25 protein-coding genes and 1 pseudogene are annotated in these 24,733 nt (G+C 68.1%); 15 read left to right on the top strand and 11 right to left on the bottom strand.

Features of this window, described 5'->3' with window-relative positions; translation table 11 throughout:
• Nucleotides 1-110: 110 nt before the first annotated feature.
• From ACFY9S_RS32570 to ACFY9S_RS32530, 9 genes are all read left to right on the top strand, one after another.
• A complete protein-coding gene (locus ACFY9S_RS32570; RefSeq protein ID WP_391135585.1) occupies nt 111-1,151 on the top strand; it encodes a SpoIIE family protein phosphatase in 1,041 nt (346 codons plus the stop codon).
• Between the two features lie 603 nt (nt 1,152-1,754).
• Nucleotides 1,755-2,279: a DUF2231 domain-containing protein gene (locus ACFY9S_RS32565; protein WP_391135582.1), complete on the top strand. Its 525-nt coding sequence runs from the start codon at nt 1,755-1,757 to the stop codon at nt 2,277-2,279.
• A gap of 196 nt (nt 2,280-2,475) precedes the next feature.
• Nucleotides 2,476-4,302 (top strand): glycoside hydrolase family 15 protein, encoded by a 1,827-nt coding sequence (locus ACFY9S_RS32560; RefSeq protein WP_391135580.1) that lies wholly within the window; start codon nt 2,476-2,478, stop codon nt 4,300-4,302.
• Nucleotides 4,299-4,781, top strand: a complete 483-nt coding sequence (locus ACFY9S_RS32555; protein ID WP_391135577.1) for a hypothetical protein — start codon at nt 4,299-4,301, stop codon at nt 4,779-4,781. Before ACFY9S_RS32560 ends, ACFY9S_RS32555 begins: the two co-directional genes overlap by 4 nt.
• A gap of 136 nt (nt 4,782-4,917) precedes the next feature.
• Nucleotides 4,918-5,415 carry a VOC family protein gene (locus ACFY9S_RS32550; RefSeq protein WP_391135574.1) on the top strand — a complete coding sequence of 166 codons (498 nt, stop codon included), beginning with the start codon at nt 4,918-4,920 and terminating at the stop codon, nt 5,413-5,415.
• Between the two features lie 36 nt (nt 5,416-5,451).
• Complete coding sequence (locus ACFY9S_RS32545) at nt 5,452-5,814, top strand: DUF488 family protein (RefSeq protein WP_391135571.1); 363 nt, start codon at nt 5,452-5,454, stop codon at nt 5,812-5,814.
• A 218-nt stretch (nt 5,815-6,032) separates the two neighbouring features.
• Nucleotides 6,033-6,491: a cyclic nucleotide-binding domain-containing protein gene (locus ACFY9S_RS32540; RefSeq protein WP_391135568.1), complete on the top strand. Its 459-nt coding sequence runs from the start codon at nt 6,033-6,035 to the stop codon at nt 6,489-6,491.
• A 119-nt stretch (nt 6,492-6,610) separates the two neighbouring features.
• The gene (gene folE / locus ACFY9S_RS32535) at nt 6,611-7,324 is read left to right on the top strand and encodes a GTP cyclohydrolase I (protein ID WP_391135565.1); all 714 of its coding nucleotides are present in this window, start codon (nt 6,611-6,613) and stop codon (nt 7,322-7,324) included.
• Nucleotides 7,325-7,364: 40 nt separating this feature from the next.
• Nucleotides 7,365-8,252, top strand: a complete 888-nt coding sequence (locus ACFY9S_RS32530; RefSeq protein ID WP_391135562.1) for a dihydrofolate reductase family protein — start codon at nt 7,365-7,367, stop codon at nt 8,250-8,252.
• On the opposite strand, the gene ACFY9S_RS32525 is transcribed toward ACFY9S_RS32530, so the two are convergent.
• The 3 genes from ACFY9S_RS32525 to fdxA form a co-directional block, all read right to left on the bottom strand.
• Nucleotides 8,183-8,617, bottom strand: a complete 435-nt coding sequence (locus tag ACFY9S_RS32525; RefSeq protein ID WP_391135559.1) for a hypothetical protein — start codon at nt 8,615-8,617, stop codon at nt 8,183-8,185. The two genes, ACFY9S_RS32530 and ACFY9S_RS32525, sit on opposite strands and share 70 nt — an antisense overlap.
• Nucleotides 8,618-9,139: 522 nt before the next feature.
• Nucleotides 9,140-9,823 carry a helix-turn-helix domain-containing protein gene (locus ACFY9S_RS32520; RefSeq protein ID WP_391135557.1) on the bottom strand — a complete coding sequence of 228 codons (684 nt, stop codon included), beginning with the start codon at nt 9,821-9,823 and terminating at the stop codon, nt 9,140-9,142.
• An 11-nt stretch (nt 9,824-9,834) separates the two neighbouring features.
• Nucleotides 9,835-10,155, bottom strand: coding sequence for a ferredoxin (gene fdxA / locus ACFY9S_RS32515; RefSeq protein ID WP_391135554.1), 321 nt, complete (start codon nt 10,153-10,155; stop codon nt 9,835-9,837).
• Between the two features lie 84 nt (nt 10,156-10,239).
• Between fdxA and ACFY9S_RS32510 the strand changes: the two genes are divergently transcribed.
• Nucleotides 10,240-10,971, top strand: a complete 732-nt coding sequence (locus ACFY9S_RS32510) for a DUF2249 domain-containing protein (RefSeq protein WP_391135551.1) — start codon at nt 10,240-10,242, stop codon at nt 10,969-10,971.
• Nucleotides 10,964-11,410, top strand: coding sequence for a hypothetical protein (locus ACFY9S_RS32505; protein WP_391135548.1), 447 nt, complete (start codon nt 10,964-10,966; stop codon nt 11,408-11,410). Before ACFY9S_RS32510 ends, ACFY9S_RS32505 begins: the two co-directional genes overlap by 8 nt.
• 530 nt (nt 11,411-11,940) lie before the next feature.
• On the opposite strand, the gene ACFY9S_RS32500 is transcribed toward ACFY9S_RS32505, so the two are convergent.
• On the bottom strand, nt 11,941-12,300 hold the full coding sequence (locus ACFY9S_RS32500; RefSeq protein ID WP_306947929.1) for a DUF488 domain-containing protein: 360 nt from the start codon (nt 12,298-12,300) through the stop codon (nt 11,941-11,943).
• 179 nt (nt 12,301-12,479) lie between these two features.
• Between ACFY9S_RS32500 and ACFY9S_RS32495 the strand changes: the two genes are divergently transcribed.
• Together ACFY9S_RS32495 and ACFY9S_RS32490 are read left to right on the top strand one after the other, a co-directional pair.
• Nucleotides 12,480-13,271, top strand: a complete 792-nt coding sequence (locus ACFY9S_RS32495; RefSeq protein WP_391135546.1) for a uracil-DNA glycosylase family protein — start codon at nt 12,480-12,482, stop codon at nt 13,269-13,271.
• A 256-nt stretch (nt 13,272-13,527) separates the two neighbouring features.
• On the top strand, nt 13,528-14,472 hold the full coding sequence (locus tag ACFY9S_RS32490) for a DUF5996 family protein (protein WP_391135543.1): 945 nt from the start codon (nt 13,528-13,530) through the stop codon (nt 14,470-14,472).
• 79 nt (nt 14,473-14,551) lie between these two features.
• Here the strand turns inward: ACFY9S_RS32490 and ACFY9S_RS32485 are convergent, their stop codons facing one another.
• From ACFY9S_RS32485 to ACFY9S_RS32460, 6 genes are all read right to left on the bottom strand, one after another.
• Nucleotides 14,552-14,917, bottom strand: coding sequence for a UBP-type zinc finger domain-containing protein (locus tag ACFY9S_RS32485; protein WP_391135540.1), 366 nt, complete (start codon nt 14,915-14,917; stop codon nt 14,552-14,554).
• 676 nt (nt 14,918-15,593) lie between these two features.
• Nucleotides 15,594-16,538: an MIP family channel protein gene (locus ACFY9S_RS32480; RefSeq protein WP_391135537.1), complete on the bottom strand. Its 945-nt coding sequence runs from the start codon at nt 16,536-16,538 to the stop codon at nt 15,594-15,596.
• 205 nt (nt 16,539-16,743) lie between these two features.
• Entirely contained in the window at nt 16,744-17,106 is a 363-nt protein-coding gene (locus ACFY9S_RS32475; protein ID WP_391135534.1) for a CrcB family protein, read from the bottom strand.
• Nucleotides 17,107-17,207: 101 nt separating this feature from the next.
• On the bottom strand, nt 17,208-18,632 hold the full coding sequence (locus ACFY9S_RS32470) for a glycoside-pentoside-hexuronide (GPH):cation symporter (RefSeq protein WP_391135531.1): 1,425 nt from the start codon (nt 18,630-18,632) through the stop codon (nt 17,208-17,210).
• Complete coding sequence (gene uidA, locus ACFY9S_RS32465; protein ID WP_391135528.1) at nt 18,596-20,377, bottom strand: beta-glucuronidase; 1,782 nt, start codon at nt 20,375-20,377, stop codon at nt 18,596-18,598. The genes ACFY9S_RS32470 and uidA overlap by 37 nt, the downstream gene beginning before the upstream one ends.
• A gap of 22 nt (nt 20,378-20,399) precedes the next feature.
• Entirely contained in the window at nt 20,400-21,017 is a 618-nt protein-coding gene (locus tag ACFY9S_RS32460) for a cytidylate kinase family protein (protein WP_391135525.1), read from the bottom strand.
• 162 nt (nt 21,018-21,179) lie between these two features.
• On the opposite strand from ACFY9S_RS32460, the gene ACFY9S_RS32455 reads away from it, so the two are divergent.
• Entirely contained in the window at nt 21,180-22,559 is a 1,380-nt protein-coding gene (locus ACFY9S_RS32455) for a glucose-6-phosphate dehydrogenase (protein ID WP_391135522.1), read from the top strand.
• A gap of 23 nt (nt 22,560-22,582) precedes the next feature.
• Here the strand turns inward: ACFY9S_RS32455 and ACFY9S_RS32450 are convergent, their stop codons facing one another.
• Nucleotides 22,583-23,746, bottom strand: a complete 1,164-nt coding sequence (locus tag ACFY9S_RS32450; RefSeq protein ID WP_391135519.1) for an FUSC family protein — start codon at nt 23,744-23,746, stop codon at nt 22,583-22,585.
• 81 nt (nt 23,747-23,827) lie between these two features.
• Here ACFY9S_RS32450 and ACFY9S_RS32445 point away from each other — a divergent pair.
• Nucleotides 23,828-24,679 (top strand): annotated as a pseudogene (locus tag ACFY9S_RS32445) (SMP-30/gluconolactonase/LRE family protein).
• The last annotated feature ends 54 nt before the right edge of the window (nt 24,680-24,733 follow it).

Here is a 24,733-nt window from a genome sequence, read left to right as displayed (position 1 = left end):
AGGCTGGTGGTGTGTTCCGCAGGCGTTTGCCATCTCGTGTAGCCGACGCGCCACTTCTACGCGTCGAGAGCGCGGTTGAGTCACTTCCCAAAAGCGCGGTCAGGGCTCCGATGGTCTATGTGGTCGCGCTGACGATCCCGATTGTGGCGCTGGAGCTGGTCATTGATGACCGTACAGTGCGGCTCGCCCCCCTCTTGATCCTGCTGCCGGCCTTCCCGGCGGCGATCGGCACGGTGCGACAGACCATCTACGCGGTCGGCTGGGTATTGATCGTGATCACCGGAGTACTGATCTACCGGCCGCTGCCGTCGTGGTACAACTTCGTGATCGTCATGGTGCTGGCCGCAACGCTTGGCGTGCTAGGCGTCCTGACCTGCCATTTGCGGATCCGGCGCGAGCAAGATCTCCGCCGGGTCCGGTCCACAGCTGTCGCCCTGCAACGGCAGGTGCTGCGGCCTCTGCCCGTGCTGACCGACCGGGTGATCGTTGACGGCGTGTATCTGCCGGTGGAGCAGGACCGGCTAGTAGGCGGAGACATCTACGAGGCCGTGGCCTCGCCGTACGGCACGCGTCTGCTCTTCGGCGATGTCCAGGGCAAGGGCCTGCCTGCCATCGGAGCCGCCTTTGCCACGCTCGGAGCGTTCCGCGACGCCGCATTGCGCGAGCCGACGCTCACCGCGCTCGTGGATGACCTGGAAAGGGCCGTCGTCCACCACAACGTCTTCGCCCAGCAGACCGGCGAACCTGAACGATTTGTCACCGCTCTCATCCTGGGCATCGACGCCTCGGCGGACACGCAGGCAGTCAACTGCGGCCACCCTCCGCCCTATCTGCTGAACTCAGAAGCGGTTACCCCCATACAGCTGGGCGACCCAGGCGTGCCTCTCGGCCTTGCTGACCTCGCTCCGAACCCCCGGACAGTCGCCTGGTTCCCGTTCCTTCCCGGGGCCACTCTTCTTGCCTGCAGCGACGGCGTCACCGAGGCACGCAGCATCACCGGCGCCTTCTACCCACTCGAAGAGCGCCTGCGAGCCTGGACAGACGTTTCACCCTGGGAAGTCGCCCACAATCTGGCCAAAGACTTGAGTCAACACACCGCAGGCGAACAGCGGGACGACATCACGGCACTCGTGGTTCGCAGAGCCTCCTGAACAGGCGCTTCAGTAGTGAGACCACCACCACGGCCGGTAGGTGGCCTCAGTGGCGAACCACCCCTCTCGAACCCATGTGGCAACGACAACGGTCGTGTGCCTCCTGCGCCTCACCTTCAGCTGGTACCTCTGAGCCGCATGGAGCCTGTGACAGAGGACTGCAAGAAGTTCAGCCGTCGGCCGCGAGGACCGCGGGCCTCCTGCCGATCATTGACCTGGAGGATGACTCTGCGGCCTTCGGCGGCTCGGCGGCCAATCTCCCTGCGAGTGAGGGGCCGCCGTCCTTGCGACATACGCGCAGTCCACTGGAGGGGGCCGCAACACCGGCTCCAGAGGCACCGAACACCCCTGTGCGCCGGCTCACCAATCAGCCCCGAGGCGTCCGACACCCCCCGACCGCGCCAGTGACGGGGCCGAGCCGACCTTTGTCGGTACCGCTCTGATACTCCGCGAGAGACATCTTCAAATCAGCCGAAGCAACGGGGCCAAGGATCTCCTCGCCAGGCCCAGGATCCGTACCGCTGGTCCGGTCCCGTTGGCGCTCCTGTACATCGAAGGAGAGGCTAGAAAGGCGTAGCACGGACCGACCGGCCTGGAGGCGCCATGTACAGCAAGATCACCATCGCCGGCCATCCCATTCACCCGATGCTCGTCGGTTTCCCCATCGCCTGCTACACCGGCACGCTGGTGGGTTTCGCCGTCTACGCGGCCAATGGGCAGCAGTTCTGGCTGAACCTGGCCATCGCTCTCAACATCGCTGGGGTCGGCACGGCACTGCTGGCAGCCCTGCCCGGCATCGCTGATCTGGCGTTCGGCGTTCCCCGCCGGTCGGCGGCCAAGACCGTCGGCATTGCCCACGGCAGTCTCAATGTCGTGGCGCTGGGCCTCTTCGGCGCGAGCCTTGCCATCTACGCCACCCATTGGGATGGCCCAGCGACTGGCGTCACTCCAGGGCTGGCACTGTCCGCGGCCGGACTCGCCTGCACGCTCGGGGCCGGCTTCCTGGGCTGGACGCTGGTCCAGGACTACCACGTCGGCATCCGGCTCACGCCCCTCCAGGAAAGCGATGAACAGGCGGTGCAGGACGCCCAGTTGATCCACCTGCACCGCGGCTCCCACGTGGCTTGAAGGGCGTAGTCAGGCCGCTCCTAGGCCGGAGCCGCCGACCGGCCATTCCACCGACACTGACGCACCCGTGGCCGACCTCCTCCTCGACCAGGAGGACGCGGATTACCGGAAAAGGTGCCTTCAGGTGACACCTACACCGTCCAGTTCGGGTTCTGGCTCGCCGACGCCGGAAAGGCCCAGGAACCGCCAGACTGACTTGCCTGATCTGTCAGACGTCCCGGCCGACCCACCGGCACGTCTGGACGGGTACACGGAACTGCGAAACTACGCGGTGATCGGGGACGGCCGCTGCGTCGCGCTCATAGCCCGGGACGGCTCGGTGGACTGGCTGGCCTGGCCGGACCTTGACTCGCCGACCGTGTTCGCCGCCGTGCTCGACCACCTCAACGGAGGACGGTTCCTCCTCCGGCCAGAGGCGCCCTACACTGCCTCCCGCCGCTACCTGCCTGGCACCAACGTGCTGGAGACGACGTTCACCACAGCAGGCGGCAGGGTTCGTGTGACCGACGCACTGACCATTCCCGACAGCCGCTCGCTGGCGCCTGCCCGGGAGCTGGTCCGGCGGATCGAGGGCCTGGCGGGCAGCGTCCCCATGCGTTGGAGTGTCCAGCCGCGCTTTGGCTACGGTGCCCGTGTACCTCACCTGACACGTCGTGCGGGCGTCCCGGTCGTCACTTCAGGTCCTGAGGCGGTCGGGATCTGTGCCTGGAACGCGGGAGAGCCGCAGCCCACCTCCGATGCCGTCGCATCCCGCTTCCGCGCGGACGCGGGCACCCGGGCCATGCTCGCAGTGCCGTACGCACACCGGGAACCGCTGGTGCTCGCCACGCGTACCGAGTGCGAGGCCCGACTCGACCACACGGCCGCCACCTGGAGAGAGTGGACCGACGGCCGCACCTATTCGGGCCCCTGGCGGGAGGCGGTGCTGCGCAGCGTCCTCGCCCTCAAGCTGCTGGTCTTCGCGCCCTCCGGCGCGGTCGCCGCCGCGGCGACCTGCTCGTTGCCCGAGGAGCTCGGTGGGGAACGCAACTGGGACTACCGCTTCAGCTGGATCCGCGACTCCGCCTTCACCTTGAACGCCTTCCTCAAGCTGGGCTGCGCTCCGGAAGCGACCGGCTACTTCTGGTGGCTGATGCACGCCTCCCAGCTCACTCACCCCCGCCTGCACGTCCTGTACCGACTCGACGGGGGCGCCCGCGCACCCGAGAAGACCCTTCCCCTGTCGGGGTACCGCGGTTCGACGCCCGTACGCGTCGGCAACGCCGCCGCCGGCCAGCTCCAGCTGGACACGTACGGGGAGCTGGTGCAGACCGCGTGGCTGTACACCGCAGCGGGTCATCGGCTCGACGCCGACATCGCCCGCCGTCTGGCCCAGACCGCCGACTTCGTCTGCACGGCCTGGCAGCAGCCCGACATGGGTATCTGGGAGGTCCGCAGCGCTCCCGAGCACTTCGCTCAGTCCAAGATGATGTGCTGTGTGGCCCTCGATCGCGCTCTCGACCTCGCCAAGCGGGGGCTGATCCCCGACCGGCACGCACCTCGCTGGCGGCGCGAACGGCAGGCCATCACCGAGTTCGTCGAGCACCGCTGCTTCAGCCCGCGGCTGAACAGTTACGTGCGCTCCGCCGACAGCGACGAGCTGGACGCCGGCCTCCTGCTCGGGCTGCTCCACGGCTATCGGTCGCCCGACGACCCACGCATGCGCGGTACCGTCGCCGCCATCCAGCAGGCATTGCAGGACGGTCCCTACGTCAACCGCTACCTCGGCGCCGACGGAGTCCACGGCAGTGAGGGTGCCTTCCTCGCCTGCTCCTTCTGGCTCGCCGAAGCCCTCGCCCGATGCGACCGCGCCGACGAAGCCGCCGACATCATGGACCAGCTCGTGCCTCTCGCGAACGACGTCGGCCTCTACAGCGAGGAGATCGACCCCTCCACCGGCGACTTCCTCGGCAACCTGCCCCAAGGTCTGTCCCACCTGGCCCTAATCAGCGCCGCGTGCGCGATCGGGCAGGCCGCACGATGAGCATCTGGGCCGCACTGGCGGGCGGGCTCGTCGGCACCCTGGTACTGACCACAGCCCTGCGCGCGGCCAATGCCCTCAGCCTCACCCGCATCGATCTGCCGTTCCTGCTCGGGACCGCCTTCACCAGCGACCGGACGCGCGCCAAGGCCCTCGGCTACGGCGCACACTTCATCAACGGCCTGATCTTCGCCCTGCTCTACTACGCGGTCTTCGTCGCCATCGACTACAGCAGCTGGTGGCTGGGATGCCTCTTCGGCCTCGTCCACGGCCTGTTCGCCACCACCGCGCTCGTCAACATCCTGCTGCCGCTCGTCCACCCGCGCATGGGCCAACCCGAAACCAGCGCCCCTCATGTCGCGCTGCTCGAACCACCCGGCTTCCTCATGCTCAACTACGGGCCCGGCACGCCCGCCGTCACGCTCACCGCACACCTCGCCTACGGCACCATCGTCGGCGGGTTCCTCACATGGCCAGGATGAGAACCCGTGCCCACACCCCTCGGGGCCTGCCGCACGCCCCCAGCGGACAGGACACCCTCCGGGTAGCGTGGAAAGCGGACCAGGAAACCGCACAAAGAATCCCTCGCATCACGGTCGCAGCCGGAAGGGAGCCCTCATGGCCGACCCACACGAAGCGGCGTCCTCCGGCCCGCGCCCTGCGCGGCTTCCACCGGATGCGTTGCCGAACGGTAGCGAACCGGACACGCGCGGACCCCGGCTAGCCTCGGTCGTGGTGTTCGTCCACGACCACGATGCCTCGGCGGACTTCTACGGAGAGCTGCTGAACATGGAGGTCACCGTACGCACCGCCACTGCCGCGCTGCTCGTGAGCCACAACGGCTTCCAGGTATACCTACGGGCCGTGGGCCCGCACGCCTCCCACCCGGTGGGCCACGCCGGCACGCAGTACGTGATCTGGACGGCAGACGGCCCCGACGACTTCCAGCGCTGTGAGCGCGTGCTGAGAGCCCGCTCCGACCGTGTCGACACCAGAGAAGCTGAGGGCTTCACCCTCATCGAAGGCCGGGACCCCAGCGGCCTGCCGGTCCTGGTGGCTTATCCGGGACCGGACGAAGTGGCGCGGCTCGAGATCATCTCTCGTTACTACGTGTGATGCCGGAAGCAGCGGAGACTCGGTAGGAGGTCCTCCATGGCACACAAGCGAACGGTGCACGTCCGCCGCGTCTACGACGCACCGACCCAGACCGACGGCGCCAGAGTGCTCGTCGACCGCATCTGGCCCCGCGGCATGACCAAGCAGAACGCCCGCCTCGACGAGTGGTGCAAGCAGGTCGCACCCTCCACGGAGCTACGCAAGTGGTACATCCGCAACCCTGATCGCTTCCCGGAGTTCAGTCACCGCTACCAGGCCGAGCTTCAAGATCCCGAACGCGCAGCCGCTCTGGCGCACCTGCGTGAACTCGCCGAAGACGGAACCTTGACGCTACTTACCGCAACCAAACATCCCGAGACCAGCAAAGCCGAGGTGCTTGCCGAGCTACTCCGAAGCTGACAGCACAGGGTGGCGAGCTCCACTCTCCCTGCAGGCCCCATGGGCTCTGCGAAACCGAGCAGTCGCACCGTCCACGTGCATCTCTTCGTGTGCGCGACGGCCCCGGAGCCCCTGGAGAGATGAGACCCCGTAGGGCAGGCAATTCCCAGCGAGTCCGGTCGCCGCTTCTCTCGAAGCAATTCGGCGTAGAAGGAAGAACTGAGACAGGGAGGGCCCGGATGGCTACCACGACGAATCTGCTGAGCCTGCTCTCGCCCGAAGACCGCGACCGTTTGCTGCAGTTCGCGGCCGACGTGTCTTTCCCCGCAGGAACCCGCATCTTCGAGGAGGGCAGCAAGGCCGACCGGTTCTGGACCGTCATTACCGGATTGGTCGCTCTCGACGTACACGTCCCCGGCCGCCGGGCGGCCACCGTCGACGCCATCGGCCAAGGTGAACTGCTCGGCTGGTCGTGGCTGGTCCCCCCACACACCTGGCAACTCGGCGCAGAAGCACATGGCCCTGTACATGCACTGGAATTCGACGCGACGGCGGTGCGCACCCTGATCGAGGAGGATCCGGTGCTGGGGCTGGCGATCACCCGCTGTGTCGCCACCGTGGTCGGCAACCGGCTTCAATCCACCCGGACCCGTCTGCTGGATCTGTACGGGCCGGCTGGCAGCGGCCCGAAATTCTGACCGGCAGACCGTGCGTTGCCGCGGACGCCTGCGTGAACTCGCTCAGCACTCCGGCACAGGTAGCGCGATAATGGAATGAGCCGACTGCACGGGATGTTTGTCGCGTCTTGAGGCCGCATATGAACGAGCAATTCACGCAGATGCATGGGCCCCCGCCCGTCGTGGGGATGGTGGGCGAGCGGCTCGTGCCCCTCACCGACGAGGCGGAGTGGGCTGCCGTGTCTCCACGGCGGATCGCCCCCGAGGAGTGGCAGCGCTTCGAGGGATATATGAGTGAGATCTTCGGGGCGCTGGGCCTGGCCGTCGGGTCAGAAGCCACCGCGGACACCCCCCGCCGCTTCCTGCGTGCCCTGTTCGACGCCACCAGCGGGTACGAGGGCGACGAGAAGCTGGTCACCGCCTTCGAGACCGAATGCCACGGGGGGTCGGACTGCCGGATCAGCCAGATCGTCGAAGGGCCGATCCCCTTCTTCGCCCTCTGTGAGCACCACGCTCTGCCGTTCTTCGGCAAGGCGTACATCGGTTACATCGCCCACGAGCACATCCTCGGTCTGTCCAAGCTGACCAGGCTGGTGCGGCTGTTCGCCCGCCGCTTCTCGGTACAGGAGCGCATCGGCCGCCAGCTCGCCGAGTCGTTGCAGCAGATCCTGCTGCCCCACGGCGTCGCGGTCCACTTGGAAGCGGTGCATCTGTGTACACAGATGCGCGGCGTTCGGGAGATCGAGTCCAGCACCCGCACCACCCACTGGCGGGGCACCTACGACGAGGATCCGCAACTGCGAGGCGAGTTCTTCACGCTGTGCGGCCAGCGGGGCATCGCCGGCCATGGCTGAGGACAGCGCCGGGCACCCCGAAGGAGGGACACAGACAGGTTTGCTGGAGCCGCTGGAGTTGTTGTACGAGGGAGCCGGGCAGCCCCGGTTCGGACTGCCACCGGTGCTCGCCACTGCCTATGGCGGCGATCTGGGCTTCGCCTTGCCGTGCGTGTACGCGAACTTCGTCACCTCCATCGACGGAGTGGTCGCTCTTGGGCCCGAATACCCCTCCTCCGGCTCGGCGATCAGCGGGCGCGAACCCACGGACCGGTTCGTCATGGGACTGCTGCGTGCATGCGCCGACGTCGTACTCATCGGGGCCGGCACTCTCCGAGCCACGCCCGGCCACCAATGGACACCCGATCATGTCTGCCCGCAGGCCGCCCCCGCCTTCGCCGAGTTGCGGCGCAATCTGCGACGCCTCGCCCAACCAAAACTGGTCGTGATCACCGCGAGCGGTGACCTCCCCATCGAGCACCCAGCCCTGGAATCGGGCGCGCTTGTGGCTACCACCGTGGAAGGCGCCCGTCGACTGGAGGGACGCCTACCGCCGGCGTGCACGACACTCACCGCAGGCGAAGGGACCGTCCTGCGTATGGCCGACGTACTCGCGGTTCTCCACGCTCGCGGACACACCGCAGTGCTCACCGAGGGCGGACCGCACCTCATCGGCAACCTGCTCGGTGAGAGCTTGCTGGATGAACTGTTCCTCACGACATCCCCGGTACTCGCCGGCCGTGCCGACACCTCGCGCCCCGGACTGATCACGGGACTCGAACTGCTGCCGACGCAACTGGCATGGGCCGATCTGATCAGTGCTCGGCGACGGGATTCATACCTGTTCCTCCGCTACCGACTCCGTTTCCGTGTCCTCGGTCACCGGGCCAGGACCGCACAGCCCAGCGTGAGCAGGGACAGCACCTTCACAAGCTCGAGCGCTACGTAGTGCAGGTGGGCGCGGGAGCGGTGCCGCGCGGGATCCTCACCCGCCAGTACGGCGTCGGAACGCCTGTTCAGGCGCGGGCGGACGACGGCGAGTTGTCCGCCCAGGACGGCCAGGGTGATCGCGGTGAACGTGACGACGGTCGTGGACGGTGCGGCCGTGGCGACGGCGGCGACAACGATGACGGCGAGGGCGGCCTCGACGAGGTTGAGCGCGCGGAAGACCATCCGGCCGATGCCGAGTCCGATCGGGATCGTCACTCCCGGGGCCCGGAACTTCAACGGCGCCTCCAGGAAGGAGATCGCCAGCACCATGCCGAGCCAGAGAAAGGTGGCGGCGCCTGCCACGGCCGCCGACGTCGTATTCATTGCTGTGCTCTCTGTCATGTCCGGGGCGGCGGCATCCGTCAGAAGCAACTGCGTGACGTCACCGCCGAGCGGGAAATGTTGGGGCGTGAGGCGGCGGGCGCGTTGGCCCGGTGCTTCAGGCGATCGGTCACGCCGCCAGCCGGGACGCGAGCTCTGGGGGTGGGGCCACAACCATCAGCGGGGCGGGCCCGGTGTCCAGGTTCGCGAGGCTGACCCCGCTCGCCGGTGTCGATATGCGCCGCGGCGCCGGGCACCAGGGTGTGTACGTGCTGGCCGTGGCGCACCTGAACCGACCCCGGAGACCGGGACAGGACGATCTGTGAGGCGCCATAGTCGTGCTCGGGAATGGCGCCGCCGGGTGGGGTCCCCACGTGGATGACGGCGACTTGGTCGGAGGTGGTAGGGGTCGTGAGCGGTGCGGTGGCCGGGCGATCGGCTACGAGGTCTCGGCGGCGGGTCGCGGTTTCGGTGCCGGCGACGTGCATAGGGATTCTTATGCGCAGGGGCAGGTACATGAGGGGACTATGCGGTTGTGGAGGGGGCGAGATGTGCCAGGCAGGCGTTGGGTTCGGCGAAGGGTTCGAGTCTGGTGGCTTCCACGGGGGCGCGCAGTTCGGCCAGGGCGCCCTGTATCAGGCCCAGGTGGAGCGGGCAGACGATCGTGCCGTACTCCTCGGCGAGTTCGAGGAAGGGGCAGTGCCGCAGCCGGACGGGGCCAGGCATCTCACCGTCATCACCGACCTGTGGGTCGAAGCCCAGATCGTCGAGCATGGCGGCCAGCCGGCCGACGGCTTCGTCAGCGGTCAGCTGGCGGGAGGGGGGCACGTGCTCGATCAGATACCGGCCCCAGGCGCGTCCCGCGTCGGTGGCTGCTGCGTCGGTGCCGGGCCCGGTCGAAGCCAGTTGGCTAAGCAGCATCCGGGCCAGCAGCTGGTAACGGCGCGTTCCACCCCGGTCCATTCCCGGTTGCGGCGCGTAGACCGTGCGCGGGCGTCCCGGACCCGACGGTTGCTCCACTGCCCGCTCGACGCGGCCCTGTGTCACGAGCGCGTCGAGATGGAAGCGCACCGTGTTGGGGTGCACGTCGAGCCGGTCGGCGACCTCCGTGACGCCCAGCGGGGCATCGGCGGCCTGCACCGCGTCGAGTACCGCGCGGCGGCGTTCGGACAGCTGTTGGCGATCCGGCGGCTTCTGACTGTTGTCCATGGTGGTCAGCCTTAACGGACGTGCGACTGCAGTGCGGCGATGAGCGGGTGGTCACGCTCGATGAGTTCGAGCTTGGCGCCGCCGCCGGGTGAGCCGAGGGCATCGAAGAACTCGACATTCGCCCGAGTGTAGTCCTGCCGATCAAGCGGGACGTCCTCGTCGTAGAAGATCGCCTCGACGGGGCAGACCGGCTCGCAGGTCCCACAGGCCACGCATTCGTCCGGGTGAATACACAGAGAACGCTGTCCCTCGCAGATGCAGTCGACGGGGCATTCTTCGACGCGGGCCTTGTCTTTCACGTCGACGCAAGGTCCGGCGATCACGTAGGTCACGATGCGCTCCTCCCGCCCACCGAGAAGTTTCTCCAAATACTACATGTAATAATCGTGAGCGGGGGCTGAGAGGAGCATCACGCCGTGGCATCGTCATCCGAGATCCATATCGACGCGACAGAAACCGACCCGGCCGTCCCGGCCCAGATAGCGATCCGTGCCGTGCACCAACGGCTACGGATCGGGCTCGCCGTCTTCGGCGAGTCCGAACCGATCGCCGCCTCCCAGAACGTCGTGCACGCTGCCCTGGTGGACTTCTGCACCGGTGAGCTGCGCCATCATCTGGCCGCCACCGACCAGGCGCTCTTCGCGGCCGCCTCCGGCGCGGCCGAGACACGCCTGCTGGTCCGCGCCCTGCGCACCACAACCGCAGCCCTCGACGCACACATCGACGCGCTTGCCGCCACCGACACCACCACCTCCGCGATGGCGATCGCCCAGGTGATCGAGGCGGTCCTGGCCGTCCATCTGGCTGCCGAGGAGACCGTCCTGCTGCCCGCGCTCGCCGCCCTGCCTGGCGCCGATCTGCCCGCCCTCGTCACGGACATGTTGACCCTGCTCGCGGGCGGTGAGCTCGACCATTCGCCGGTCCTCGACGTCCGTGAGATCCCGCACGGCCATCGGCACCCGCGGATCTTCGCACGCTATGGCCGCCTGGGCCCCGGCGAGGCGTTCGTCCTGGTCAACAATCACGACCCCAAGCCCCTGCGCCGAGAGTTCGAGGCCACCCACCCGGGCACCCATACCTGGGAGTACCTCGAGTCCGGCCCGGAGATCTGGCGGGTACGGATCGGAAGGGCGGCCGTCGATGCCTGAGACCCCACCCCCCGGTGCCCCCGGGGCGATCGACGCGGAGGTCGCCCAGCCCTCGCCTCGGTCCGCTCCTGCGCCGACATCGCGCCTGCTGTGTGACGTCCAAGCCCTCGCCGGGACCGATCCGGCGAGCGCGGGTGCCGTGTGGAAGCTCACCGAGTCTGGCCGTCAACTCGACGCCAACCTTGTCCACCTGCCGGCTCACCAGTGCGTCGAGACCCACGCCGAGCCTGACCTCGACGTGCTCCTGCTCATAGTCGCCGGGTGCGGCATCCTCGTCACCAGCGACCGGACCGAACCCCTCACAGGGGGTGCGCTGTTCTGGCTTCCCCACGGCTCGACCCGGGGCATCACCGCAAGTGCTGACGGCCTGTCCTACCTCACTGTTCACCATCGACGCCCCGGCATGCAGATCCGCCCCCGCCCCGCAACGGACAGCTGATCGCCGGCGCATCTCCACCAGTGCCCGTCCCACAACGCGGGCTGCGCAGCCCCGCCGCAGTGGGAGCGGCACACCCGTTCGTCGGCCTCGGCTCAGCAGTGCCGGTGGTGTCGATGGCAGCGGGTTCGAGGCGGTCGCGGTCGAGCCGGGCCGCCAGCGCGAGGCGAGGGTGGGAGCTCGGTGCCAGGCCCGGCCCCGATCGTAGGCAGCAGGGCGGCTTGTTCCACGGTCAGATGAGCCGCGAGACCGCCTCATGTGCTGAGCGGGGGTGGCCACTGCACCTGCGTCATGGGCGCGGGACTCAATCGTCAATCTGGTCGTCCGAGACGGCCCGCAGCGTCCGGATCAGCAGGCAGTTGGCGGCAGCCCCCGGCCAGCAGGGCCGGTGGCCGATGCGGCCCGAGCGCCGGAGAGTCCCGCTGCCACCTGCTCCGGTGATACCAGTGGAGGGCGCTACCTTTCCGACCAGCCGGGGCACCAGCGAGCCGGCCTTGCAGGGTTCCGGCGTTGTTCAGAGCTTGCTGTACCGGTCAGATCTCGGCAAGCCATTCAGCGAGTACGGCGGCCTGGCTGTGATCCACGTCCTTGGTGGCGGTGAGGAGCGTGAGCTTGTCGTGGGCGGCCAGGTCACGCAGATGCTCGGCGGCCTGCCGGTGCCCGGCGTCCTTCAGCTCGGACAGGTAGCGGCGGCGGAACTCGGCGAAGCGGCTCGGCTCGTGGCCGTACCAGCGGCGCAGGTCGGTCGAGGGGGCGACATCGCGCAGCCACTCGTCCAGGTTCGCCTCGTCCTTGCGCATACCCCGTGGCCAGACACGGTCGACAAGGACCCGCTTGCCCTCTTTGGGCGAGGTCTCCTCGTAAACTCGACGGTAGGTGATCTGCTCGGCCATGACGGCACCTTCCAGATCGATCAGTCAGTCCGGCCCGCGACTGTGAGCGGCCGGTGCCTACCCCACCCAGGGGTGCGGGGTGTTTCTGACTCACCCATTTTATCGGGGGTCGCCGTTTGCCGAGGGGCGAGCGGGCCGGGCTGTTCCGCGACCGTTCGACAGACGGTGTGAGGAGGAGCATGACGAGCACGCACGGCAGCCGCCCGACACCGCAGGCCCGCCACTTCCCCTTGGCGACAGCTCCCCGACTGGATTCCGTGCGCGAACTGGACGAGACGGTGAGCACCTGTCGGGCCTGCCCGCGGTTGGTGGCCTGGAGGGAGGAGGCCGCCCGCGTCAAGCGCAGGTCCTTCCGGGACTGGGCGTACTGGGCCAAGCCCGTGCCAGGCTTCGGTCCGCCGGACGCACCACTGGCGATCATCGGACTGGCTCCAGCCGCGCACGGCGGCAACCGCACCGGACGCATCTTCACCGGCGACCCGTCCGGCGATGCCCTCTACGCCGCCCTGTACGACTTCGGTCTCGCCTCCCAGCCACAGGCCACGCACTGCGACGACGGGATGGAGCTGTTCGGCGTGCGGATCACGGTGCCGGTGCATTGCGCACCGCCCGACAACCGCCCCACCACCACAGAGCGCGACACCTGCCGGCCATGGCTCGCGAGGGAGCTGGAACTCCTGCGCCCGACCCTGCGCGCAATCGTGGTCCTCGGCGGCTTCGCCTGGCAGGCGCTGCTCCCGGCACTCACCGCGACCGGCTGGCAGGTGCCCCGTCCGCGCCCAGCCTTCGGGCATGGCGCACACATGCAGCTGGCCGACGCTCGAAGTGGACGGGTGTTGCACCTGATCGGCGGCTACCACCCAAGCCAGCGCAACATGTCCACCCGCACCCTGACCCCCGCCATGCTCCGCGACGTCCTGCGCCGCGGTGCCGACATCGCCGACCTGCCGGTCCGCCAGCCTCCTGGGTGACCTGCCGTTGACCAACTCTCCTACGACGGGCCGGCGACGCCTGCCGAAGGCGGGATCCGTCCCTGTTCCTCCGCTGCTGCCTTCGACCCCATGCGCGGGCGTCAGCCCACAATGATCATTGTGCAGGCCGCGTCGCCGTAAGCGGTGGTCCGTGCCGGCGGCGTGCCGTTCGCGGCGGGGTCGGCCATCATTGAGGGGTAGGGGCCGCTGGTATCGTCGGCGCTCTCCCGGATGCTCCGTGCAGGAAGGAAGGCTCATGGAGCTCTTCCCGCCGATTCCGCTCGCCGAATGGCGGGACTGCAAGGAGACGCTGCACCGGTTCGCGCAGGTCGTCGGCAAGATCCGGCTCACCGCCAGCGTTCGGCGCAACCACTGGTGGAATGTGCCCTTCCACCTCACCGGACGTGGCATCACCACGCGTCCGATGGGGTCGGCCGAAGGTAATTCGTTCACCATCGACTTCGACTTCGTCCGCCATCAGCTAGTGGTCGCTTCGCTGGCCGGCGCAGAGGTGTCCTTTCCGCTCTACGGCCAGTCCGTGGCGTCCTTTTACCGCGCGACCCTGGACGCTCTGGCCGTGCTGGGTGCCCGCGTGGACATCCCAGCCCTCAGCCCATTCGACTTGCCGGATTCAGCGCGGCCGTTCGCCGAGGACACCGAACATGCGGCCTACGATCCAGTGCAGGTCAACCGATACTGGCGAGTTCTCAGCCAAGTGGCGCTGGTGCTGGAGGAGTTCGCGGCTGGTTTCTCTGGGAAGGCCAGCCCCGTGCACCACTTCTGGCACACCTTTGACATTGCCCACAGCAGATTCTCCGGACGGCACACTGTACAGTCGGCAGAGGCCGACTCGGTTACCCGCGAGGCGTACTCCCGTGAGGTAATCAGCTTCGGCTTCTGGTTCGGAGACGACACGTTCCCCGATCCTGCCTTCTACTCCTACACCTCACCCGAACCCCCAGGGCTGGCGGAGGAACCGCTCGCACCAGGACCCGCCCGGTGGGTAGCGCGCAGCGGCAGTCATCTGGCCGTGCTGCGCTACGACGACGCCCGCGCCGAAGAAGACCCCCGCGCCGCCGTGCTCACCTTCTACGACAGCGCCTACCGGGCCGGAGCCGGGCGCGCTGCTTGGGACATGGCCGGGCTGGCCTGCCCTGGAGGGATTACGGATCAGCACCTGGCGGCGGCTCCGCCTGCATGATCTCAACCCGGCGCATGCTCGCACGGGGCGCTAGCCCGGCCACAACTCGCGTACTGACCCGTTCGACGTTCTCGTTCGTTCAGCGCAGGTGCCGCCGGTCCATGGGGAGCTTGTCCTTGGGGCCAGGCACCGGCTGCGATTCAGGGTGCGAGGTGGGCGGCATCAGTTTCGCCCCCTCAAGGAACGTCTCGGTCTCGACATTCCAAAACCAGCTCTCTCCGGGTTCGAAGCTGGCCAAGATGGGATGCCCGGCGTCGTGTGCGTGCCTGGTGGCGTGCTGGGAGGGTGAGGAATCGCAGCATCCGATGTGCCCGCAGGCGGCGCAACGCCGCAAGTGGAACCACCATCCGGGGCCGTCGCCCGCCAAGCACTTCACACACCCCACCCCACTCGGCCCCGCGGTGAGATCGATTCCGGGGGTGCACTCCGACGCGCCATCAAACATGAACCTATCGTAACTATTGCGCAGGTCTACGTGGCTTTGGCAGGAGGGTGGAGCGACTGTCGCATGACCGCCGGAGTGGACGAGCCCGGTGGGGATTTTCCAACTCCCCGGTCGCAGGAGATCTACGGCAGAGTCGGCCGCCTGCACTCTCGTCAGAGGTGCCCGCAAGGCAATGCGCATGGCCGCAGTTGTGTTGACGCGCCAGAGCGCGTGACGCGATCGGCCGGCAGCGTGTTCGCGAACCGGTGTGCCCACCCATCGTGGGGAGGGCATCATCACTCGGATGCCGGATGCGGATGCCCGGGTGGGCCACTCATGGCTTGAAGTCCGCTCATACTCGGTGGGCTCGCGATTCGTTTGGGCCGAGTTCCGCGTGGCGCTGGGCGATGTCTGCTGCGATTTGGCGGAACTTCTTCTCGGTCAGGGGGTAGGTCACCATGAGGGCAATCGCGGGGATGATGACCAGGGCCGAGACAGCCCTGGCCGCGATTCTGATCGAGGTGACAGCGCTGTCGCTCTGGGCGGCGGCGCCGCCCTGGTGCATCCGGTGAATGACGCGCCGCCTGCCGTTGTCAAGTCGTTGCCACACGTGCCACCCACCCAGGAGCTGCTGCCCCCGGCGTGCCGACCTCGTGACGACGGTGTCGCCAGCCGGGCGCCCGGCTGGCGACACCGGTTACTCATCGTCTGATGTGGTGGGGCTCGTCCGGCCGGGCTCCGGGGCCTCGCCTTGTTGCGCGCGGATGTGGAGCACGTCGCCGATGAACAGGTCGTACACCAGCACCCCGATCACGCCGCCGACGAGCGGTCCGACGATCGGGATCCACCAGTAGCCGCTGAACGCCCCTGCCAAGCTGCCCGGAAACGCCAGTTCCCCCCAGCCCTCCATCCAGGTGAACAGGCGTGGGCCGAAGTCGCGGGCCGGGTTGATCGCATAGCCCGCGTTCGCCCCGAAGGACATGCCGATGGCCGCCACGACGAACCCGATCACGAGGGGTCCGAGGTTCGCCTTCACCGCCGTGTTCCGCAGGTCGATGATTGCCACCACCAGCATGGCCAAGAAGGCCGTGCCCACGACCTGGTCGATCAGTGGACCCCAGATGCCGCCGTGGAAGTACGGCGCCGGGAAGGTGGCGAAGATCGAGAACGAGGCGAGCGTGTGTCCGCCCGTCTTCGGCCCTTTCATGGCGTCGTCGAAGGTGTTGATGGCGTCGTGGTACACGGCGTAGACCAGTGCCGCGCCGGCCAGGGCGCCGAGCACCTGGGACACCCAGTAGGGGACGACCTTGACCCACGGGAACTTGCGGCGAACCGCGAAGGCCAGGGTCACCGCCGGATTGATGTGCGCACCGCTGACCCCGCCGGCCACATAGATACCGAGGATTACAGCCATAGCCCATCCCCAGGTGATCAGCAGCCAGTCTCCGGCACCGAGGAAGAACGTGGTGGGCCCCTCGGTGCGCCCCGAGCCGGGCAGGGCCGCGACCGCCATCGCGACCACGCCGCAACCGAAGGAGATGAGGACGAAGGTCCCCAGGAACTCTGCAACGCATTCGCCCCACAAGCCTCCGCGGCGCCTCAGCCGAGAGGGCTTCAGCAGGGGCTGGATCTCGACGGCCATGGAGTCCTCCCAGACATTCATCCGGCCGCGTCTGTGTACGGCTGCCCGTGCCGTTTGGGTTCGCTTTCCTGCGCCTCCTTTACCGTCATGCCATGTCGCTAAAGTAAATCCGTGCCGCGGCTGCCGCGAGTCGACACCGACGTGGTCAGGGCAGAGGTCCGGCGAAGTGCGAGCGAACCCTCGACGTGATCATGTGGGGCACTGGTCAGGCTGCCTGCAGGCCCACCAGTACTCCAACAGTGGCTACTCCTGCGCCGACCAACCAGCTGGTAAACGCTCTCAGCCCGGCCAAACCGTACAGTCCGCCCTGGGCAAGTCTGAGAAACTCATGCCCGAAGATGCTGAACGTTGTAATAGCTCCGCCCAGGAGCAGGAGCACCGAACTGGGCAGGTCCCGCGCGATCGTGTTTCCCAAGAAGACACCCAACGTGAAGCAGCCGCTGAAGTTGACCACGAAGGCTGCCCACGGCATTGGCTCGTGGGGCCACACTCGGAAGAGCCCCTTTTCGAGGACGAGACGCAATGCGGCTCCACCCACTGCTCCCAAGAACATCATGAGTGACGCCATGTGACGTTGCTCCTCTCACCATGGTTCCGGACCGTAGAGGTTTTACGGAAGGGGCAACTACGAACCAAGATCCCCGGCAAGCTCCAGGGCTTGTTATCCGGTCATGCTCGGGAGACTCGCGGTTCATCTGGGCCCGGTTCCGTGTGGCGCCGGGCGATGTCTGCGACGATTTGGCGGAACTTCTTCTCGGTCAGGGGGTAGGTCACCATGAGGGCAATCGCGGGGATGATGACCAGGGCCGGAACAGCCCCGGCCGCGATCCTGATCGAGGTGACAGCGCTGTCGCTCTGGGTGGCGGCGCCGGATTCGTAGCCTCCGAGGCCGATGATGTAGGCCGCGGCGGCAGCCCCGATGGCCTGCCCGAATTTGCGGCTGAGGGAGAGGACCGAGTAAGTCGCGCCTTCAGCGCGCACGCCGGTTTTCCATTCCCCGTACTCGACGGTGTCGGCGACGAGCGCCCAGATCAGGGTGTTGATGGCACCGATCCCGATGCCAAGGATACCGAAACCGACGAAGGCGATCGCGGGAACGGATCCTGGCGCGACGGCGGTGACGACGCCGCCCAGCACGGCGATGGTCCCGCCCGCGACGTAGGAGGTCCGCTTTCCGACCTTGCTCACCATGGTGGGGATGAGCAGGGTGGCCAGGAGCATGCCGACAACCTGTACGGCGACAAGAACGACGTAGAGGCCGGCGTCGTCGAGCACGTACCGGGCGTAGTAGATGGCGGTGGTCTCCAGGGCGAACATGCCGCACAGGAACAGCACACTGGACAGGCCCAGCCGGAGCAGCGGCTTGTTCTGCTTCACGGTGTCCCACGCCTGGCGCAGGCTGACCTTCTCGACGTCGCGCTGCACCCGCTCCTTGGCGGTGGCGAAGGTGAACACATACAGCGCCATCCCGATCACCACGAGGCCCAGGGTGATGATCGTCAGGGATCGCTGGAGGTCGTCGGAGGTCGCGATCTGCCGTGAGACGACGACCGCCAGCAGCAGGATGACCAGGTTCGTGGCGAGAACTCGGGCGCTGGAGAGTTTGGAGCGTTCGTCGGGATCCTGTGTCATGGCGGTGGACAGGGAGCCGTAGGGGATGTTGACCATGCCGTAGGCGAAAGAGAACAGCGCGTAGGAGATGTAGGCGTACACGAGTGCGCCGCCCTCACTCAGGCCGCCCGGCACAGAGAAGAGCGCGACGAGCAGCAGCAGCAGCGGCAGAGAGGCGAACAGCAGGTAGGGGCGGTATTTGCCCCATCGGGTGGAGGTGCGGTCGACGATGCGGCCGGCGATCACGTCGCCGATCCCGTCCCAGGCCCGCACGATCAGGAACAGTGTTCCCGCCGTGGTGGCGGAGATCCCGACGACGTCGGTGTAGTAAAGGAGCAGGAACATCGAGGCCATGGAGAAGGCCAGGTTGTTGGCGAAGTCTCCGGCGCCGTAGCCGATGTACTGGATGGTGCGCAGCTTGGGGGTCTGCCCGCTCGTCGGGCCGGTCATCGGCGTGCTCGCCAGCGTTCGCGGAGCTGCCATGCGCTGGTTTTGGGGCGGCGGTCGCGGGTGAACACGCCCTTTTTGTTGCCGTCGACGCGCAGCAGGCCGGGGGCGGTGGCGAAGTCGGCGAAGTTCCAAATCTGTTCGCCGACGACCGCCTCGATGCGGTCGAAGACGCGGTGGTACATCGCGAGTACGGCGGCCTGGTAGTCCTCGGTCCACGGGGTGGGTGTGATGGTGCGCAGCCCCATGAGTGCGTCCGCGCCGTATTCGGTCATGATGATCGGTTTGTCGTGCTTGCGTGTCCAGGCGCGGAGTTCGTCTTCCAGGTTCCGCTCGGCCGCCGCCAGGTCGGCCAGGTTCTTGTACCAGCCGTAGTAGCGGTTAAGCATGAGGACGTCGAACAGGCCGGAGATGACGTCGTTGTCCGGGGTGGCGCTCATGAAGTTGGCGAAGGCCAGCGGGCGGGACGGGTCCAGCCGCCGGGCTTCGTCGACCAGCGGCTCGAAGTAGGAGCGGGAGGCCGTGGTGGTGGACTCCGGCTCGTTGGCGATGCTCCAGATCACCACACTGGGATGGTTCTTGTCCCGGGCGATCATCTCGGCGAGCGCCTGGCGGTGGACCTCCTGTGTGGCGCTGTTGATGGTGAACTCGGAGAACGTGGTGAACACCGCCTCGGCGAGCGTGGCACCGAGTTCGGCGTTGAGTCCGACAGCGGGGGTTTCGCCGATGACCACGATGCCGTGCCGGTCCGCGTACTCGAGCACCTCCTCCGCATAGGGGTAGTGCGAGGTGCGGAAGGAGTTTGCGCCGAGCCACTCCAGCAGCGCGAAATCATGGACCATGAAGGCGTCGTCGTGGCCCTTGCCGCGTACGGGGCTGTCCTCGTGTTTGCCGAATCCCGTGAAGTAGAACGGCTCTCCGTTGATGAGGAACCGGTTCCCCTCGACCGCCACAGTCCGTACTCCCACCTGCAGCGTGTACGCGTCGGCCGGTTCCTCATCGGCGTCCCGCAGTTCGGCATGGAGGTGGTAGAGGTAACCCTCGCCCGGCCGCCAGGGGTGCACGTCCTCGAAGGTGAGTCCGCCGGTGCTGCCGGTGGCTCGCGCGACCTCGGCGCCGTCGGCGTCCCGGAGGATGACGCGGACGTCGTGCTCCTCGTGGCCGACCGCCTGGATCTGGTAGTCGACGGTCCCGTTCGATCCGGCCAGCCGGGTGAAGACGGTGATGTCACCGATGTAGGTGCGGGGTGTGGTGTAGAGCCAGACGTTGCGGTGTAGACCGGCGTAGTTGAAGAAGTCGTGGAAGTAGCGCTGGCGCGGTCCGTCGGGAGTCTGCTCGACGTAACCCGGGGGGATGGACTGCCATGACAGGGTGTTGTCGACCACGATCGTCACCCGGTGCTCGGCGCCCGGCTCGACCAGGTCGGTGAGGTCCGCCTCGAACGGCGTGTACCCGCCCTCGTGGGCCGCGACCTCCGTGTCGTCGACCCAGACCACCGCCCGGTGGGTCGCGGAGTCGAAACGCAGGACGATCCGCTGGCCCTCCCACCGCCCCGGAATCCGTATCACCCTCTGGTACCAGACGTCGCCCACATGGTCGTGGACCGTCGGATCCGGGAACAGGTCGTTGTAGCTGGCCGGCACGGGAGCCTCCCGCCTGCCGGGCAAGGTGTGGCGCCACCAGCCGTCAGCCCGGCCGACCCCTTTGGTGTCGACGGCGAACCGCCACAGGCCGTTGAGCGAGGTGCACTCGCGGGTGGGCGTATCGCGGGGCCTGAGCATAGGTACTCCTCATGTCTTTAACTCACTTGCTGCGCGACATGCGCAAGGTGGCGGCAGCGACGATCAGTTCCACGCACGCGTCGACGCTGAAGGCGGTGGCGTCGATCATGAGGTGATACAGGGCCGGGTCGTCACCGTCGGTGCCGTACGCCCTGCGGACGTACTCCCTTCGCGCCCAGTCGTTGGCCTTTACGCGCTGCTCAGCAGTGGCACGATCGACGTCTTCAGCTTCCATCGCCTGTGCGATACGGGCATCCAGGGACCCGCCCAGGTACACGTGCAGCGCTTGCGGCAGCTCGCGCAGCACGATCGCGCCGCCGCGCCCCAGCACGACACCCCCGGACCGGGCAGCGGCCACCATGAAGCGGCGGATCTGCGCCCGCATCTCGCTCTCTTCCAGAGGCCAGCGCTCCTGGGCCGGGCCGGCTGTCAGGCTGGGCGCCCTGCCCAGCAGCGCCAGCAACCGTTGCCCGCGCCTGAGCGGGCGCTCATCGGCTGCGGCGACGACCTCCTCTGGGACGCCGGTCTGCGCGGCGACCGAAGCGGGGATGGCGCGATCGAGGAAGGCAACGCCGAGCCGCTGCGCCACCTCGGGCCCGATGACGACGCCGCCCGTGCCGTACAACGCGGCGAGCGTCACCACCGGAGGAGACCGCTTCGGTTCCGAACCTGCCGACTCAAGATCAGGCATACTTGGAATTCTTCATGAACCGCAGCAAACCGCCACTCAATCGTGTTTTCTGGATTAAACGGCACCTTCGCGCTGTCCGGTGCTGCCGATTCGTCGTACAGGGGCCAGCAATTGATCAAGACGTTGGTGCTGCTCGGTGCGACCGGTGACCTCGCCGGCCGCTACCTGCTGCCGGCTCTCGCTGTACTCCGCGCCGCGGACCGGCTCCCCGACGGCTTCGAGATCATCGCGGCCGCCCGGCAAGACCTGGACAACCGCGCCTTCCAGCGCACAGCCGCGGAGAGGCTGGAGCGTCACGCCCCGGATGTACCGGCCGCAGCCCGCGAGGACCTGCTGCGCTGCGTGCGCTACCGGCGAACCGAGATGGCCGATCCGAAGAGCCTCGCCGGCCTGCTGCACGGTGTCCGGCAGCCGGTGGCGGTCTATCTGGCCCTGCCCCCCGGTCTGTACACAGCGGTGGTGACCGCGCTCGGGGCCGCCGGGCTCGCTGCGGGAAGCCGGATTGCCCTGGAGAAGCCCTTCGGTGAGGACCTCGACAGCGCCGTGGCGCTCAACCGGCTCCTCGCCCAGGTGGCCGGCACCACCGGGGAACAGGCGGTGTTCCGGGTCGACCACGTCCTCGGGCTCCCCACCGTCCAGAACTTGCTCGCGCTGCGCCTGTCAAACCGGGTCCTGGAACCGGTATGGAACGGCCGGCACATCGAGCAGATCGACATCCTGTGGGAGGAAGACCTCGGTCTGGAGGGCCGGGCGGGCTACTTCGACCGCTCCGGCACCCTGCGGGACGTGATGCAGAACCACATGCTCCAGATTCTGTCCCTCATCGCGATGGACCTGCCCACCTCTCTGGACGAGCACGCCCTGCGGGACTGCAAGGTCGACGTCCTGCGTTCCGTGCGCCGCCTGAGCCGCGACGAGGCCCCGTCCCGCACCCGTCGCGCCCGGTACACCGCCGGTACGCTCCCCGACCCGGCAGGCGGGGGCAGACGCGCCGTTCCGGCCTACCGGAATGAGGGCGGCGTCGACGCGGACCGCGGGACCGAAACCTTCGTCGAGGTCGCGCTGGACCTCGACAGCGAACGGTGGGCGGGCACCCGCTTCCTGCTCCGGGCCGGCAAAGCGCTGCACCGCCGGCGCAAGCAGGTCACGGTCCGCTTCCGGCCTACCGAGCACCCGTCGGCCCACAGCGCTCCGGCCAACGAACTGCGGATCGGCCTCGACGGCCCCGACGACCTCGCTTTGCACCTGACCGGCGGTGCCCTGAATCCGCCGAGCCCGGCGCCGGTGACGCTCGCCGCGCCGCCTCCCGTCTCCGACCTGCCGGCCTACGGTCACGTGCTGCTGGACGTCCTGTCGGGCGGCAGCACGCTGTCCGTTCGCGGCGACGAAGTCGAAGCGGCCTGGCGCGTAGTGACGCCCGTACTGGCCGCCTGGAACGCAGGGTTGGTCCCGCTGGAGGAATACGCGGCTGGAAGTGCGGGCCCGCCATGACGCACGGCCGGCACCACCGGTTGTCAACGTCGGCGCCGCCGTCGGCTCAGACGGCGGAACACTGCGGCGGGGCGCTGCAGGCCGGGCAGGTGGAAGTCTTCCGGCGGCGCGACCACCCGCGGCATGCCTGCGCCCCCCTGCTGGAACACGGCGAACGCTTCTGAAGGGGCGGCGCCTGCGAAGACCATGATGTCGAGGCAGAGGAACCGCACGCCGGCGGCCACGGCTTCCCGCTCCATATGCGGCACCGGGGCCTCGCCGGCCCGGCGGGCAACGGTGAAAGCGCGGTCCACCGCCCGCTGGCGGACCGGGCGGCCGCCCAGGTCTACCGAAAGGTCGGTGATCGCTCCGGCCAGCTCCCGTACCGCCTGCGCGAGCCCGGCCTGCCCCGGCAGATCCGCGCTGGCAGCGGTGCGCAGGAGCATCAGACAACTGGCTCCGAGCAACTGGACCTGGGCGGCCTCCTCGGTCGTCCGCCTGGCGGCGGGGCGCCGGTAATGCCAGATCAACGAGTGGCCGGCGACCCGGGCACCGGCCGGCCCAGCCCTGCCCACCTCGGCGAGGTGCTCCCGCACGCCAGACATGCACCTGATCAGCCCCGCGTGCAGCTCCTCGTTGCGCGCACCACGCTGGATCGCCTCAGCCGCCAGCCGCAGGCCCTCGGCCATCGTGGCCAGCGCCGCCCGCTCCGCCCGGCGCACCAGGGCCAGCGGCTCGGGGGGAAACAGAACCTGCGTGAACACCAGCGCCACCCCAGCACCGATCAGCGCATCGATCAACCGGTTCACACCAGCCCCGCCGTCGGCCGCGGCGATGGTCAAGATCGCCCCGGCGGCCGCCTGGACGCGCATCAGCCGATTGGCCCCCAGCGCCTGAGCGACGACCAGCGCGACGAACGTCGCAAGCGCCAGGCTGTCCCACCCGCTTCCGAGGACCACGACCGTGAGTTCTCCGAAGACGATGCCGATACACACGCCGAAGACCAGCCGCAGGGCGTTCCGGCCCCGCTCGCCCCGCCCGAAGTTGAGAGCGACCATCGCGGCGATCGGAGCGAAGAACGGGGCATCGTGACCGCCCACCCGGACAGCGATCACCCAGGCCACCGTGGCCGCTGCCGTGGCCTGCACCAGCGGCCAGGTCTCGGCGAGCCACGTCCGCAACGCTGCGGCTGTTGGCGAACGGGCCATACGGAGGTCTCCAGGTTCAGGCACTATGAAGAAGAATGTGCGCTTTCCGGCTAAAAATACCTGTCTTGTCAGGAGGCGCCGATGCGCGTGGAGCAAGTGACCGATCCGATCGTGTACCACGGCGAGGGGCCGGTATGGTCGCCGCGCTGGGGCGGCCTGCGCTGGGTCGACATGCTGGCCGGGGATGTGCTGTCCCTTGCTGGCGACGGAACCGTCACCCGCCGCCATGTGGGCGATGTCGCCGCAGCCGTGCGGCCCCGCCGCCAGGGCGGCGCGGTCATCGGAGTCGAGCGGGGCTTCGCCCTGGAGGAGGCCGACGGCACCGTCACGCACCTGCCCGCCCTGTGGGACGACGACTGCGGGATACGGATGAACGAGGGCGGCTGCGATCCCGACGGCCGCTTCTACTGCGGCTCAATGGCCTACGACAAACGCCCCGGCGCAGGCACCCTGTACCGACTGGCGCCTGACCGTTCCATCACGGTGATCCTCACCGGGGTGACCATCTCCAACGGACTGGAGTGGAGCCTCGACGGCAACCACGCCTACTACAACGACACACCGACATAGCGGATCGCCGTGTTCGACTACGACCCCGAGTCGGGCCTGACCGGGCAGCGCACCTTCGTGACCGTGCCAGCCGAGGCCGGGCGTCCTGACGGGCTGACCGTCGACGCCCAAGGCGGCGTCTGGGTGGCCCTCAACAACGGTGGAGCGGTACGACGCTACTCCCCCGCGGGCGTCCTCGACGAGGTGATCGAACTGCCGACGCGAAAGGTCACCGCCTGCACCTTCGGCGGCCCGCGCCTGGACGAGCTGTTCATCACCACATCCCGGGAGAACCTCGAACCTGGACAGGACCCGCTGGCAGGCTCATTGTTCCGGGCACGAGTCGACATCGCCGGGCTGCCCGTCCGCGAGTTCGCGGGATGAACCAGTCCCGCTGATGGCGTCGACGCGTATGTCAGGGCTCTGGCCGCGCTGTTG

The organism is Streptomyces sp. NPDC012474 (genome assembly GCF_042955185.1).
Lineage (GTDB): Bacteria > Actinomycetota > Actinomycetes > Streptomycetales > Streptomycetaceae > Streptomyces > Streptomyces cahuitamycinicus.
Note: the sequence above shows the minus strand (reverse complement) of the source record. Positions and strands in the feature narration are given on the sequence as shown.